Annotated in this window: 12 protein-coding genes; 4 read left to right on the forward strand and 8 right to left on the reverse strand. The window is 59.7% G+C overall.

Annotated elements, in window-relative coordinates; genetic code table 11:
- Window positions 1–412: 412 nt before the first annotated feature.
- From ROTMU0001_RS02445 to ROTMU0001_RS02455, 3 genes are all read left to right on the forward strand, one after another.
- Entirely contained in the window at window positions 413–937 is a 525-nt protein-coding gene (locus ROTMU0001_RS02445; protein ID WP_005507939.1) for a DUF4242 domain-containing protein, read from the forward strand.
- A 30-nt stretch (window positions 938–967) separates the two neighbouring features.
- Entirely contained in the window at window positions 968–2,053 is a 1,086-nt protein-coding gene (locus tag ROTMU0001_RS02450) for an acyl-CoA dehydrogenase family protein (protein ID WP_005507940.1), read from the forward strand.
- Window positions 2,054–2,309: 256 nt separating this feature from the next.
- Entirely contained in the window at window positions 2,310–3,644 is a 1,335-nt protein-coding gene (locus tag ROTMU0001_RS02455; RefSeq protein ID WP_005507942.1) for a uracil-xanthine permease family protein, read from the forward strand.
- Between the two features lie 117 nt (window positions 3,645–3,761).
- On the opposite strand, the gene ROTMU0001_RS02460 is transcribed toward ROTMU0001_RS02455, so the two are convergent.
- From ROTMU0001_RS02460 to ROTMU0001_RS02475, 4 genes are all read right to left on the reverse strand, one after another.
- On the reverse strand, window positions 3,762–5,279 hold the full coding sequence (locus tag ROTMU0001_RS02460) for an ATP-binding protein (RefSeq protein ID WP_005507943.1): 1,518 nt from the start codon (window positions 5,277–5,279) through the stop codon (window positions 3,762–3,764).
- Window positions 5,280–5,459: 180 nt separating this feature from the next.
- Complete coding sequence (locus ROTMU0001_RS02465; RefSeq protein ID WP_005507952.1) at window positions 5,460–6,272, reverse strand: HAD family hydrolase; 813 nt, start codon at window positions 6,270–6,272, stop codon at window positions 5,460–5,462.
- A gap of 102 nt (window positions 6,273–6,374) precedes the next feature.
- Complete coding sequence (locus tag ROTMU0001_RS02470) at window positions 6,375–6,920, reverse strand: YbhB/YbcL family Raf kinase inhibitor-like protein (protein WP_005507954.1); 546 nt, start codon at window positions 6,918–6,920, stop codon at window positions 6,375–6,377.
- Between the two features lie 83 nt (window positions 6,921–7,003).
- Window positions 7,004–7,939, reverse strand: coding sequence for a carbohydrate kinase family protein (locus tag ROTMU0001_RS02475; protein ID WP_005507955.1), 936 nt, complete (start codon window positions 7,937–7,939; stop codon window positions 7,004–7,006).
- Between the two features lie 287 nt (window positions 7,940–8,226).
- Here ROTMU0001_RS02475 and ROTMU0001_RS02480 point away from each other — a divergent pair, with 287 nt between their 5' ends.
- Window positions 8,227–9,663, forward strand: coding sequence for a glyceraldehyde-3-phosphate dehydrogenase (locus ROTMU0001_RS02480; protein ID WP_005507956.1), 1,437 nt, complete (start codon window positions 8,227–8,229; stop codon window positions 9,661–9,663).
- A 231-nt stretch (window positions 9,664–9,894) separates the two neighbouring features.
- On the opposite strand, the gene ROTMU0001_RS02485 is transcribed toward ROTMU0001_RS02480, so the two are convergent.
- The 4 genes from ROTMU0001_RS02485 to ROTMU0001_RS02500 all read right to left on the reverse strand — a co-directional run bounded on the left by ROTMU0001_RS02485 (window position 9,895) and on the right by ROTMU0001_RS02500 (window position 14,889).
- The gene (locus ROTMU0001_RS02485) at window positions 9,895–10,479 is read right to left on the reverse strand and encodes an NAD(P)H-dependent oxidoreductase (protein WP_005504206.1); all 585 of its coding nucleotides are present in this window, start codon (window positions 10,477–10,479) and stop codon (window positions 9,895–9,897) included.
- A gap of 119 nt (window positions 10,480–10,598) precedes the next feature.
- Window positions 10,599–11,795, reverse strand: coding sequence for a putative glycoside hydrolase family 15 protein (locus ROTMU0001_RS02490; protein ID WP_005507961.1), 1,197 nt, complete (start codon window positions 11,793–11,795; stop codon window positions 10,599–10,601).
- A complete protein-coding gene (gene pelF / locus ROTMU0001_RS02495; protein ID WP_005507963.1) occupies window positions 11,785–13,500 on the reverse strand; it encodes a GT4 family glycosyltransferase PelF in 1,716 nt (571 codons plus the stop codon). The genes ROTMU0001_RS02490 and pelF overlap by 11 nt, the downstream gene beginning before the upstream one ends.
- 33 nt (window positions 13,501–13,533) lie before the next feature.
- Window positions 13,534–14,889, reverse strand: coding sequence for a hypothetical protein (locus tag ROTMU0001_RS02500; protein WP_005507965.1), 1,356 nt, complete (start codon window positions 14,887–14,889; stop codon window positions 13,534–13,536).
- Window positions 14,890–15,359 lie beyond the last annotated feature (470 nt).

Below are 15,359 nucleotides of genomic sequence, written 5' to 3' on the forward strand. Positions count from 1 at the left end.
GCATATAGGTTAGGGCCCCGAATCCTTGAATTACCAAGGGTTCGGGGCCCTTGCTGTATGCCCTGGTATCCGGAGTGCCAGCAAGTTGAGGGGGTTCAGGAGAGTGGGTTTAAGGGCGTTCCCTTAATAAGACAATCCGCGCGGATTTTCTTATTAAGCGCCTTAATAAGAAAATCGGGTCAATTGTCTCAATAAGCATCCCTTCTGTGACAGGCGGGTTGCCGCGCGCGGAACTGTGACGATTTATGTCTCCGCGTGAACGCGCATGACGAACAACAGGGTCACAAAAGGACGCATTAAGCCACGAACAGAAATCTACTAGACAGCCCTCAACCACAGGTCTAAGGTGAATCCAGAACGAGCCGGAAAACCTTCCGGCACGACCCTTCAACCCTTAGCCGAGGAGAAAATCATGGCACTTTACCTGGTAGAACTGACCCCCGCACAGCCGTCCAAGGACGAAGCAACCGCACTCATCGAGACCGTCAACTCGTCCCTGACCAACGGCGCCGAGCTCATCGAAACCCAGGTCTCCGCAGACCACAAGATCGTCTTCGTCATCGTCGAATCCGAGAACACCGCATTCGGCCCCGACCTCGCCGCAGCAATCGGTGAGCGCGCAGCCGTCGCAGGCCCCGACGCAGTCCGCCTGGTCGGCGCAGAGCTCGAAGACATCAAGAAGCTCAAGAAGGACGCAGACTACCTGGTTGAGTGGGACATCCCCGCAGAGATTACTATGGAACAGTACCTGACCCGCAAGAAGGCAAACGCCCCCAAGTACGCTGAAGTACCCGAGGTTTCCTTCCTGCGCACCTACGTTCGCGAAGACACCGCAAAGTGCCTCTGCTTCTACGACGCACCCGACGAAGAAGCTGTTGTTCGCGCCCGTAAGGCCGTCAGCACCCCCATCGACCGACTGTTCAAGCTGCACGCATAGACGCGATGCTCCCCGCTTAGGAGAAACCCCATGTCCGAGTTCACTCTCGAACCCCTCTACGATTACCCCCAGCGCGAGCAGGTGCTCGCACTCGCCCGAACCCACGCAGATGCTGTTGACCGCGGCGAGCGTTCCCCCTTCGAAAACCTGCGCGAAATCGCTAAGGACGGCCTGATTACCCTGGGCCGCGACGGCGGCTCCCTGGTACCCCAGGTTTCGGTGGCTTTCGACCTTGCCACCGAGGACGCCTCCACGGCGTTCTCCCTGTGGGCTCACCGCTCAACCATTGCGTTCTTTGACGCTGTGGGCCGCGAGCTGCCCGCCGGCCTGGCGGATGCGACCGTCAGCGGCACCACCGCCATGGCGGCAGCGTACAAGGAGGCTTCGGGTCTGGCACCGATCAAGGTGGAGGGTACCTTCATTGAGGGCGGTCTGAAGCTGAACGGTTCCGTGTCGTGGGCGTCGAACCTGTACCCGGGCGGCGTGATTGTGCTTCCGGTGGCGGTGCAGAACGCCCCGGAAAGCCACCCGAACCGCTACATTGTGACGGTCCGCCAGGACGTCGAGGGCCTGAGCGTTGACTACCACCGCAACCTGCTGGCGCTGAACGGCACCGAGTCCGGCACCTTGAAGTTTGAGGACGTTTTCGTTCCGAGCGAGGACATTCTGAGCGACAATATTGAGGCTTTCCTGCACGATGTGACCGCGCCGTTCCTGCTGGTTCAGTCGTCGTTCTGCCTGGGTCTTGCCGCTGGTGCACTGCAGGAGGCTGCTAAGCACCTGGACGTCTCGCAGGGCGTGTTCCGCCCTGAGTTCCCGCTGATTCTGGCGGAGTACCAGAGCCTGCGTGAGGAACTGGTTCGCCTGGCTTCTGAGCCGGAGCGTGCTGAGCGTCGTGACCTGCTGAGCCTGCGCCTGGGTGTTTCGCACTTTGCAACTATTGCTACTCACTTTGAGCTGCAGGTTGTTGGAGGCGCCGGTTACATGGCTGATTCCCCGACTGCTCGTCGCCTGCGTGAGGCGTCGTTCCTGCCGGTTCAGTCCCCGACCGAGGGTCACCTGCGTTATGAGCTGGCGCGTTACGATCACCTGGAGAACCTGCGTGACGCTCTCTAAGCTACTGAGCTGTATGTAGCGAGTGTTTTTATTCGCTCTTTGCATCAATACCCCGTATATGCCTTGAACCGCATATACGGGGTATTGATGCTTTCTGGGCTATATAACGGGATACAGAGCCCACGATAAGAGAATATATGCCCCGCTCAACGTATCCCTGCTCATATTTACACCCGTTTAGCTGAGACCTAAACCCATATGCGCGTAGAATTATGTGGAATTTTATACACCACCACATTCACCTCAGGAGCTCCCTTTGAGCATCTCTAAGCTTCTCGGCTTTGACTGGTCGATCCACGGCGACGGCCGCAGCATCAAGCCCGGTTCCTTTGTTGCCCCGAACGAGCGCCTCGCATGGCCGATTACCATCGGCATCGGCGCGCAGCACGTGGTCGCAATGTTCGGTGCAACCTTCCTCGTGCCGATCATTACCGGATTCCCGCCGGCAACCACCCTGTTCTTCTCGGGTATCGGCACGATCCTGTTCCTGCTGATTACCCGCGGACGCGTCCCCTCCTACCTGGGCTCCTCCTTCGCGTTCATTGCGCCCCTGGCGGCTGCCATGAACTCGCACGGCCCCGCTGGTGCCCTCGGCGGCATCGTCATGGCGGGTGTGGCGCTGTTCCTGGTCGGTCTGATTGTTCAGTTCGCTGGCACCGGCTGGCTGACCAAGCTCATGCCCCCGGTCGTAACCGGTTCGATTGTGGCGCTGATTGGCTTCAACCTGGCGAAGAGCGCTAAGGACAACTTCATGGTGGCACCGGTAACCGCGCTGGTGACCCTGTGCTCCATCATCCTGATTTCGGTCCTGTTCAAGGGCATCATTGGTCGCCTGTCCATTCTGCTGGGTGTGGGTATCGGCTACATCACCGCCGTGATTCGCGGCGAGGTGGACTTCTCCAAGATTGACAAGGCAGTTGAGACTCAGGGCATCGTTGGTCTGCCGCAGTTCCAGACCCCCGAGTTCCACTGGGAGCTCGCCGGCCTGTTCATCCCCGTGATTCTGGTGCTGGTAGCTGAGAACATCGGCCACGTGAAGTCTGTTGCGCTGATGAGCGGCAAGAACCTGGACGACTACTCGGGTCGTGCCCTCATGGCGGACGGCCTGGCAACCACCATCGCCGGTTTCGGCGGCGGTTCGGGTACCACCACCTACGCTGAGAACATCGGCGTTATGGCTGCGACCAAGGTGTACTCCACCGCGGCGTACTGGGTGGCGGCTATCTTCGCAATTGCGCTGTCCATGTTCCCCGCATTTGGTGCGGCAATTGCGACCGTTCCCGCGGGTGTTCTGGGCGGTGCCGCAACCGTGCTGTACGGCATGATTGGTATGCTCGGTGCACGTATTTGGAGCGAGAACCGCGTGAACTTCTCGAACCAGATCAACCTGACCACCGCCGCTGTGGCGCTGATCGTGGGTATTGCGGACTACACCTGGACCTTCGGTGAGCTGTCCTTCGCCGGTATTGCACTGGGTACCGCAGCAACCCTGATTATCTTCCACCTGATGACCTTCATTGCGAAGTACACGAAGGCTGCTGGCGACCCGCTGGAGCCCTTCGATCCTGAGAAGAGCACTGAGGGACACTAGAGTTCCATACGCTTACGCCCGTTGGGAGTAGTGACCCTGAGGCGTAAGCTGTAGAAAAGCGGCCCGGATGGATTGGATTCCATCCGGGCCGCTTTTGCATGTTAGCCCGATATTCGGTTAGGCCAGGCGGTATGTCGTATTGCGGTTACCTCGACCACCTTCACGCACAATCACGCCCTCTTGAAGGAGCTTCGTGAGGACGTACCGGACCTGCGGCTTCTGCAGCTCAGCAAAAGGCCCAGGAAGAACACCCATGATGTCCTCGATACCGGCGGGGTGGCGTAGCGAGCGCAGAGCCAGGAGCACCGCCTCCTGACGGTTACCAGGAACCGTAGATGACGATTGGCGCGGGTCTACTTCCGACTTCTGCTGCGGTGAACCAACATCGGCGGCACGAGCACCATCCAGAGGCTCCCTGCTGATAATCGCGGTAAAACGAATGACCCCATCAACGAATTGGATGGGTTTCAGCCCTGCCTGACGCACCGCCTCCTGAGCAGTGTAGATGCCACTACCCTCACCTTCGATGACTCGGTATCCGTCGTCGGGGGTTGTTACATGCGTGCAGACATCATACAGGCGGTCATTCACGCGGGAGCGTTCGCCGTACTCTTGCAGGCGCTGGAGAGTGATTCCGTATAGACCGCCGGGGTTCTCTACAGAGATTCGGTCAGGGAAAATCCTGACGCGCACCTCTTCGGTATCTGCTTTGGGGTTGAGGCTGCGGTGTACGAGTGCATTCGACAGGATCTCGCGAAGGGCAATATCGGGTACTTCCTGCCCGTTGATGAGGTGCCCGTTGGACAGTTCGACAACCGGGTGTGCCAGGTTCCGCTTGACCCATGCCAGAGTCTCTTCGAGCATAGCGGGGATGGGGCCGTCCGCCTCAAACTTGTCGAGGTTGCGGGCTTTACCGCTTGGGTCGATGACGACTCCGGTGACTTTGAGCGAGGGCCTGAACTCCTGAGGGTAAGAACCCAAAGCGTACAGGCCTGCAAGGGAAAGGTTGTCTGTTCCGAGGGCAATAATTCCCTTACGGCGGAGCACCTCTTCATCGGAGCTTCCGGCAAGGCGGCGCGATTTAGCACGGACGTCTCGCAGATAAGCAGTTTTGAGGCCTTCATCCAGGTCAGCCAGGGAGGTGTATTCTACCGGCTCCTCATCGAATCCGGTGCGTGTCCGCTGAGCCATCATCAGGTCAGTTTCGTGGCGGCTCATTTCGTGGTCACCGTCACCGGAACGCACGTACGCTTTACCCCGAATGTAGGCGGGGCGTTCATGGAGAGGTAGAGGAGGGATTGTGGCAACAAAGATTTTGGCGCCTTCGTAAAGGATAGTGCCGGATTCCATGGTGTTCGGCGGCTTGAGGCCATTACGGAGCTTGTTGCCCAGGGACTGCTCTAAGGCCGCCGGGTTGTATACGCCTACAGGTGCAAAGTCATTATTCTCATCGAGGCCGCAGATAATGATGCCGCCCGTGGAACTGTTGGAGAAGCTACTCAGGGTTGCGTCTAGGCTTTTCGGGTAGCCTCCGTGGGCTTTTTTAACCTCAATAAACTGCGTATCGCTACCGTGAGTACGCAGTAGTTTGATGGTTTCAGTAAGCCATTCGGAGGTCCATTCCACGTTGTTCATACAAAAAATTTTAGTCTAGACACAAATCAGATGTAAATCAGACACAAAAATTTGAGTCTAGACAATTAAATTTTTATGTCTAGACTCAAATTTTTTATGTGTAGACATAAAAGTTTATGTCTGAGTTATGTCTGCGGAGGCTCACCTAGCCGCTAGTGCTGGATAGCTAGTGCTAGGCGGCTAGGACCGTTCGGCGAGCATCGCCTCAATCGTCTGCGCCACACCGTCCTCATGGAAGGGCGGGCAAGTGCGCCCCACCTTCGCAATGAGCGCCGGCTGCCCCGAGGCCATGGCGAAGCCCTCCCCCGCCCAGCAAAGCATCTCAGCGTCATTCGGCATGTCACCAAACGCCATCACCTCGTGCGCCTCAATGCCGTGGCGTGCCGCGAACTTCTCCAAAATCCGCCCCTTATTCACGGTCTTAGAGCCCATCTCGACGAGCGGCTCACCGACCACACCGCGGGTCACCGACACCAGCGAACCTACCGCCTGATGCACGCGTGCCTGCAGAATATCCGGGTCCATGCCGGGCACACGAATCAGGTACTTGATGACCGGGGTTGAACCAATACGTTCGAGCGCCTCGGCGATTTTCGCCTCCACCACGCGGGCGCCCTCAAGCACCTCACCGCCCTCGTGCGGGCCCTGAATGTAGACGGTATCTACGGTTTCAAGAGTGTAGGTGGCGTCGGGAAACATGGGCTCCAGCAACTCGTGAGTACGGGCAATCACCGCGGGATCAGCACCGTTGACTTCTTCCACCTCGTTCGCACCCAGGTGGTACACCACGGCACCGTTGGAACAGATGGCGTAGGAGTCGAAGTCGGTCTGCTCGCGCAGGGGCGTGAGCCAGCGGCTCGGGCGGCCGGTGACGAAGACGATATCGATCCCGGCGGCGCGGGCGGCCTCAAGGGCGCGCAAGGTCCGCGGACGGAATCGGAAGTCGTGCCCGATGAGGGTGCCGTCCAGGTCGCTGGCGATGAGTTTAATCATGCAGATATGCCTTCAGTGGTGGGGTGTATCGGTGCTGGTTAGGGTGCAGGGCTGGTCAAGGCGCGGGACTCGTTAGACTGGTGAGACTGTGCCGCCGTGCCGCTATGCCGCCGGTTCCGCGTAGGTGACGGTCAGGAACGCACGACCCAAACCGTGGCCGAGCAGGTTAAAGTTCACGACGGCGGGGCTGGCGTTCTCGTCAATGTCGAGCTTCTCCACATCCACGGCGGTGACGCAGAAGATGTAGCGGTGCGGGCCGTGACCAGCCGGAGGGGCAGCACCCAGGAAGCCCGCCACACCGGCGTCGTTGCGGTGCGTCAGGGCGCCGGCGGGTGCATCCGCGCCAGTGTCAAAGCTGGTCACGTTGGCGGGAATGTTGGAGACAGTCCAGTGCCAGAAGCCGCTGGGGACCGGCGCATCCGGGTCGAAGCAGGTCAGCACGAATGACTTGGTGCCCTCGGGGAATCCGCTCCAGGACAGCTGCGGGGAGCGGTCCTGACCGCCCGCCACGCCGAAGAGGGCGGAGCGCATCCATTCGGGGGCGGTGCCGCCGTCCTGAATGTCGGTGGAGGTCAGGGTGAATTCAGGCAGTTCGGGCAGGCCCGCGTAGGGTTCGCGGGGCAGGGGTGCGGTGCCGATGTTGGTCATGGTGCTCCTCAGCGTTGGGGTGCGGGTGGATATGGCGACGCCGGCGGACAGAGTGAGCTATCCGCCGGCGAGGCGTAGATTATTTAGCCGTTGAGTACGGCGTCAAGTTCTTCGCGGGTGGGCGGGTTAGCGCCCGCGCGGGAGACGGTGATGCCGGCTGCGATTGCGGAGAAACGCAGTAGGTCGGCGATGTCTTCGGCGGTCAGTGCGGCGACCTTGGCGCGCGCCTCAGCGCCGGCGATACCGCGGTCGAGCAGGCCCGCGATGAGTGCCGCCATGAGGGAGTCGCCGGCACCGACGGTGTCCGCAACCTCAACGCGGTGTGCGGGCTGGCTGACGCCCTCGGGGTACTTCTTGGTGAAGGCGATGGGGCCGTCCTCGCCGCGAGTGATGACCATCAGCTCGGCGCCGAGGTCAAGCCACGCGCGTGCGGTGTCGTCGAGGGAGCGGTCGGGGTAGAGCCACTGCAGATCCTCGTCAGATGCCTTCACGACGGTGGAGAGGGACACGAACTTTTCCGCCCATGCGCGGCCCTCGTCGACGTTGTGGATGAGGGTGGGGCGGCAGTTCGGGTCGTAGCTGAGCAGGGCACTGTCGCGGGCCGCTTCGAAGGCTGCTGCGACCACGTGCGCGCCGGGTTCGAGCATGGCAGCGATGGAGCCGGTGTGCACTGCGTCGGAGGTGCGTGCCAGTTCGGTGAGCTTCTCGGCGACGGAGTCGAGGGACCAGGTGATGTCGAATTCGTACTCTGCTGCGCCGTCGGCACCGATGGTTGCCTGGGCGACGGAGGTGCGTTCAGCACTGTGTTCGAAGGGCAGGGTCACCTGGGATGCTTCCAGGTGCGCGTCAATGCTCTTGCCGTAGGCGTCGGGGCCGTAGTGGCCGACGAAGTTGGTGGGGTGGCCGAGGCGGCGTGCGCCGACGGCTACGTTCATGGGCGATCCGCCGGGGTAGGCGCGGGTTTCTCCGTCGTGCTGGTGGACGACGTCTACGAGTGCTTCACCGATTACAGTCAACATGGTTTCAATTCTACTCATGTTTTCCGGGTCGTGACGTGTGTTTTTGTGGGTATTTAAAGTGGTTTTGCTTTCCCTTTTGAGGGCTTATGTTGGCTTGCCGTGTGGGTTCACAAACTGCCTTCTGCCTCTTCTGACTTTTAGCCTCAATATCGCTAATTTTGAGGCTCTGAAGGGGTCCGCACGGGTTAGACTTAAACCGACGCCGGGTCTTAACGCCCGGCACGGTATTGACGCGACAGCATCGTCGCGCCTACCCTCCAACGACGAAGTTAGGAAGAAGGTCATACGTGACGACTGCAACCGCTACCTGGGTTAACCGTGAAGCTACCGCAGAGGAGCTGATCCCCCTCATCGGTAAGCTGCACCGCGAGAACGGCGTGGTGCTGAGCATTCACGGCCGCAGCCTGGTCAACAAGTCTGTCATTGAGCTGCTGAAGCTGCACGATTTCGTATCCCACATCGACGGTGCGCCCCTGAACCCCGCGCACTCCCTCGAGCTGGTTCGCGCCCTGGTTGAGCTGAACCTGGGCGCGTGCTCGATTAACATTGCTGCTCTGCACAAGGCACACCACGAGGCGGGCTCCCCCGAGCTGTCCATGTGGCTGCCCGAGCAGCTGGGTTCCTCCGTGAACCACCAGGGTGACCAGCCGAAGGAACAGGACGTTGTGCTGTACGGCTTTGGTCGTATTGGTCGCCTGCTGGCTCGTATTCTGCTGGAGCGTTCCTCCTCGCCGCTGGGTTCCGGCTTGAACCTGCGCGCTGTTGTGGTCCGTAAGAACGGCGATCAGGACCTGGTCAAGCGTGCATCCCTGCTGGAGCGCGACTCGGTTCACGGCCCCTTCAAGGGCGTTATTGAGGTGGACGAGGAGAACAGCACCATCATCGCTAACGGTGTCCCGGTTCGCTTCATTTACTCCTCTGACCCGACCACTGTCGACTACACCGAGTACGGCATCAAGGACGCTCTGCTGGTGGACAACACCGGCCGCTGGCGCGATGTTCCGGGCCTTGAGCAGCACCTGAACTGCCCCGGAATTTCTCGTGTTCTGCTGACCGCTCCCGGTAAGGGCGACATGAAGAACATCGTGTTCGGCGTGAACGACAACGTCATCACCGATGAGGACAAGATCCTCTCCGCAGCATCCTGCACCACCAACGCAATCACTCCGGCACTGAAGGTTCTGGATGACGCATACGGTGTTGAGCGTGGCCACGTTGAGACCGTTCACGCATTCACCAACGATCAGAACCTGATTGACAACTTCCACAAGGGCGACCGCCGCGGTCGCTCCGCTGTGCTGAACATGGTCATCACCGAGACCGGTGCAGCTAAGGCTGTCTCTAAGGCTCTGCCGCAGCTGGAAGGCAAGCTGACCGGTAACGCGATCCGCGTTCCCACCCCGGACGTCTCCATGGCAATCCTGAACGTGAAGCTGACCAAGCCCGCAGGTTCCGCTGAGGAACTGAACGAGCTGTTCCGCCGCGAGTCCATTGACGGCGAGCTGCGCCGCCAGGTGGGCTACTCGGATTCCCCCGAGGCTGTTTCCACCGACTTCGTGGGTTCCCGCACCGCAGGTGTTGTGGACTCGCTGGCTACCGTGGTGACCGATGACTCCGCAATTGTCTACGTCTGGTACGACAACGAGTTCGGTTACTCCTGCCAGGTGATTCGCGTTCTGGAGCGCATGGGCGGCTACGACGTCCCCTCCTACCCCGCTAAGTAAGCTACCCCAGCTCATCTAGCACACATATAACAAACCCACCGGTACATATAGCCATTTGGCTATATTGCCGGTGGGTTTGTTTATGAGGTTATATGCGCAAATAAGGGGTAAATTACGCTTTACGGCGGTACACCACACCCTGATGCGCCCGCAGCATGAAGCTCAAGGGCACCGGGCGGTTTGCCGCATCCACCTCAGACATGCTTATGAAGGCATGCAGGCTTAAAACCCTTACGCCTGACCGAAGACCTCGTTGAGGTGGGCAGTATAGTCAGCGAGATACTGTTCGACCTGCGGATTTTTAATCACGTCATAGCAAATAAAGGTGGGCAACTGGGTAGTCCCCATGAACTCATGGGCCTTATGAAAGTGCATATAGAGGGCATCTACCCCGAGTCCCTCAAAGAAGTCGCCCTCCCGGGTAAAAGCTTCGCGAGGCGCGTTCCACGTCAGCGACAGCATATGACGCCGCCCCTGAAGAAGACCGCCCGTGCCGTATCCTTCAGTGGGGCTGACCCTGTGGCGACCATCATTAGCGTACAGGGTACCCGCACCGGCGGTAAACACCTCGTCCATATATTTTTTCACGGTCCACGGCTCGTGCATCCACCAACCGGGCATCTGCCAGATGACCGCATCCATCCACTGGAATTTTTCTACTTCCTGGTGAATATCGTACCCGTCGTCAATCACAGTTTCTCGCACATGATGACCGAGCGCCGATAACGTATCACGGGCTACTTGATGCAGGGTGTGGTTCAGACGACCCGCCGAGTGGGCGAATGCTTTACCGCCGTCAATCAAAAGAATATTCACTGTAGTTCACTCCTTAAACTCAACACCGCGAGAACGGTTGGCTATATTCCAGCCGCTTGTTTCATAGTACAGGGCTACTACGCTGTGAATCAGCCCTTAAAATTACCGCTTACGGTAAATTACGCCTTACGGCGGTACACCACACCCTGATGCGCCCGCAGCGTGAAGCTCAAGGGCACCGGGCGGTTTGCCGCATCCACCAGGCCGGAAGGAACCTTCACGGTCACATCCTTCGAGCCGGTGTTCAGGGCAGCCCAACCGTGCGTGAAGGCACGAGTCTGAGCGGTCTTCTGAGCAATAATGCCGCCGACCGGATCGCCCAGGTCGTAGGAAAGCTCCGGGGCGTGCGGGATCTCGTCGTAGGCGTCGTGGTGGGTTGCGCTGATGCCGGTGAAGGCGCCTCCACCGAACACCCAGAAGCCCGCCAAGCCGTAGAGAAAGTTCTCATCCGTACCGGTAATAGCAGCCTTGCGGTCGCTGAGCGGGGTACGCAGAATCGTCACCTTCTTCTGCGAGGCGGCGCTACGGCCACCCAGACCCGCAAAAGTAGTACCCAGGTTCACGTCGCCCGCCGAGCCGTTCGCAATCTCACGACCCTGCATCACGGCGTACGGCGAAGACAGGTAGTCGTTCGGACCCCAGCCAAGCCACACCTCCTCAAAGCCGCCACCGTAGGCGCTGTGACGCTCCCACTTGCCGTAACGCAGACGAGACTCAGCAATATTGGGCACCAGAATCTTGCCGATTTTATTCAGCTCAATACCGGCGTACGCGACCAGAAAATCCAGGTGCTCACGGATCTTCGTCATGGACTCCACACCCTGGATGGGCAGGTTCAGGTCGTAGTAGTCGTTCTCGATGTCGTTATCCGCCATGACCCCGTCGAAGGGTGAGTTACGCATTTCGCGCACCACAGCGTCCACCCACTGCCAACGGTAGTCGGCGTTCCACACCTGCATCTGGAAGTGCTTGGGGTAGCCCTTCCACTCGATACGGTCGCCGTTGAGGCGGTGGGCGAAGAAATCCTTACCGGAGTTCGCCATCGACTGCGCCAGCGGGTAAGAGACACCCGAAGAATAGATCGGGCCGGGCTCATAAGAGCGGGTGGAAGACAGGCATTTGTACGCCAGCACCACCATTTGAGGTGCACGCTTCTTCAGGTAGCGTGCCGCGTCCAGTTCCCAGGGCTGCAGGATTGCGACAGAGTAGTTCTTGACCGCAAAATCGAGCTGCTGCTGGGTAATGGGGTTACCGCCGTAGCGGACCCAGGCACCAAATTTGCCGGGTCCGCCCAAGCGGGTGAGTTTATTCGCCATCGTACTCCGGGTCGAATTCGGGGGCGCGAGGGGGCAGCTTGCCCAGCTCGCGGTAGATCGTGTTGTAGCGGTCCATGACCAGTCGCAGCTGGAAGAAGCTGACGATACGGTCGTAGGCGTTCACACAGTAGCGTTCGTAGATGCTGGGCTCCTCCATGAGGGTGCGCAGCGCCGCCGCGAAGCCGTGAATATCGCCGGGGATGGTCAAGATACCGCAGTTACCGATTTCGTGGCCGTCGGGGGCGACCAGCACATCGTCGATGAGCTGGGACATACCGCCCACGTCGGTGCTGACCAGCGGGATGGACGCAGCCATCGCCTCGAGCGCCACAATCGGCTGACCCTCATTGTAGCTGGGCATGAGCAGCAGGTCGAAGCGGTCGAGCATCGCACGCACGTTCACGGTGCCGTGGAAGGTGATGTACTCGCCCATGTTGAGCTCTTCGATGGTGCGCAGGCACAGTTCGTAGTACTCGGGCAGGTGGTCCTTGGGGCCGAGCACGTCCAGGTGGAAGTTCACCAGACCCTGATCGCGCAGCACCGCGAGGGAGCGAATCAGGTCGGTCAGGCCCTTAATGGGCACCACGCGGGCAATGAACACGAAGCGCCACACGTGGCCGCGGCCCTCAGCGAGGATGCGGGCACGCGCCGCCTGGCGGGCGTAGTAGGCTTCCGCCACGGACTCGATGAGCATGCCGTTGGGCAGAATGATTGCGCGGTCCTTGTCACCCTCGTTCATCTGGTCGATGGGCGCGCCAATACCGCGTGCCTCTTCCAGAGCCTTGGGGTACAGGTAGGTTGCCATGTCGGCGCTGGGGTAGCAGAAGCGTCCCATTTCGACGAACCAGACGGACCAGGCACGCTCGTCGAGGGTGACCGGGCCCAGGCCGGGGTGCTCACGCTCCTCGTTGAGGAAGGCGTAGTCGGTGGTGACGGGCTTCGCCATGTTGCGTTCGAGCTTGGTGTTCACGGTGTCGCGAATGTACAGGTTGTGCTCGGTCAGCAGGAAGCTGGTGCCGTGGTCACGTGCGGCCGCGGCGGCGATGAGTGCCGCGTAGCCGGTGGTGTGGGCGTGGTAGACGCGGGCGTGCGGCATCCGCTCGTGCAGGATTGCAAAGAGGATGGAGACGAAGTCGCGCACCTTCCAGAAGAGCTCACCGAAGGGCACCTCGGAGAAGAAGCCCAGACCCGCAATCGCCTGCATGAACTCGCGGGTTCCGAAGAGGCCGAAGAGGTTGTAGCTGCGGGTTGCGGGGTTGATGCCCTCGTCGTAGAGCTTCCAGAGGGGGTTCACGTCGCCGGCGATGAGGGCGCTGAATCCGTCCATGAGGCGCTGGGTGAGTGCCTGACGCTCCGCAAAGTTCATGCGCAGTGCGGAGGGGTCGCAGGCTTCCGCGAAGGCGTCGCGGTTGACTTCCAGGCTCAGGTACAGCACCTTGACCCACTTGACGTTCTCGGGCATGCCGTAGAGGTCTTCGTGGGGGGAGTTCTTATCCCAGGCGATGTGAATAATGCCGTAGGTCAGATCCGGGTTTTCGCAGACGATATCGTGCACCACCGCGGACACACCACCCTTGAGGTAGGGGTAGGTGGATTCCATGATGATGGCGACGTCAACGTCCGGGTATTCGGGGTCGCTGTAGTGGGGGCCGGGAGCCGGAAGCTGCAGCGGCGCGTAGTGGTTTCGGTACATCTGTTCAGTCATTGTCGTGTGTATCTTTCGCGGACCGTGCGGTTCTTACCAGGCGAGGGCTCGACGCCAGAAGAGGGAGTACTCGGGTGCAGCCCACGCCTGACGGTAGACGCGGTAGCATGCGAAGGCGAGCACTGTCTCGCCCACGATGATGGGCAGGTAGCCGGTCTCGTTGGGCAGAATCATGAAGGAGATGAAGAGCAGCACCAGGTGCGCTGCGGAGAGCAGCTGCACGGTGACGTACATGGTCATGTACTCGATCTGGTAAACCAGCAGTGCCACTGCAACGAAGAGGAACGCCACGACCAGGCCGGAGAGCGCCAGCGGGTAGGACTGCGGCAGGAAGATGAACATCAGGATGCCGGTGACGATAGCGCTGGCGATGTAAATCAGCAGGGAGTTGCGGATAGCGTGGTTAGAGGTGCGCAGAGCCTTCGAAGACTCCGCCTGAACACCCTTGTAGGGCAGGCGGTCGAAGATGGTCCACAGGTGCTGGATGCTTGCGTTGACGCGGTCTGCCTCCACCACGAAGAAGTAGTTGTAGGCGATAACGCAGGGGATCAGGCTCAGGTAGATTGCCACGACGTTGATTTCACCGCCGGTGACCAGGAAGAGCATGTACTTATCAGCCCAGATGATGGAGCCGGTGAAGAAGCCGCGCAGGGCGTCGAGTGCAATGTCCTTGAGCGGGATGCGCGCGAAGTGCAGCAGGTGCACCAGGTCCTTACCGAGGCTCACAAGCAGGATGAGCGAACCAACCAGCGGCGGCAGGAACCAGATGACGGGGTAGCAGTACAAGGCAAGAGTGTAGCCAAGCCACGCGATGAACCAGATGATGCGGTTCTTCGCGAGGTTCGGGATGACCAGCAGCTGCGCGAACGCAATGTTGAGAACGCCCAGGACGAAGAACGCACCGAATGCAGTCGGGCTCCAGTGAAGAACGAGGGCGACCGGAATTGCGAAGAGCAGCACCAGCGGCATGGTCATGAAGAAGAGATAGAGCCAGTTGCGGGTGAACGCGGTCAGGTCGGTAATGTCCTGGAACTGCGGCTCGGACATGCGTGCGCGTACGGCTCGTGCTTCGGCACGCTTGAGCTGGTGCTCAAGGGTTTCAGCGTGAATACGCAGGCCTTCGCGGGCGTCCGCAATCTTCTTGTGCTCCATCTGGATAGCACGGTAAAGGGGCAGGCAGGCTGCCTGGCTGAGCCAAGGAACGGTAATGGACGCCGCCAGAATCACCTGAATCAGGGGTACACCATCAAGGTTGTACCGGTTAATGGTCGGGGTGACCATGGGGAAGACGGTGGTCAGCAGGGCGACCGGAGAGACGTAAAGCAGAAAGTTAATGAGGAGGCGCCATGCGCTGTTGCTTTTTTCCTCAGTACCGTGGTTGGTAGACAATCTTGCAGACTTTCAGTCGATAATCGTAAAGATTAGGGGCAGTGTGTTTGAACAGCACCGTGTGACGCGCCAGGGGAAAGAGTCGTCGTACCGAGAAGTGCCGGGTCCCCATGGCTTGCGCTGATGCCGCCGTGAATCAATATACGGCATATATCAACTAAAACCTTTGGTTTCCTTAACCCTCTACTTGATATTTGGAGGGATTTAGGACACACCCATATAATGCGCGTCACACAAGAATGCAAAACATCTAGTGAGAGCAATATTCTATGCAATATACGCGGGGTGCAACAACCTTGATTTGGGTGCTCCACGCGAGGTGCTGACGCGCTGGCACACCGGCACAAGGTTCACCTAACCAAGGATCCCCCGCACTACCTGTGCATGCACCATGTGTCCCTGCGCAAAAGCATCCCGGCCCCTCCCACCGGGAGGAAACCGGGATGCTCTAAGCGACCCTAACGGGCCTT

Source organism: Rothia mucilaginosa ATCC 25296, assembly GCF_000175615.1.
Lineage (GTDB): Bacteria > Actinomycetota > Actinomycetes > Actinomycetales > Micrococcaceae > Rothia > Rothia mucilaginosa.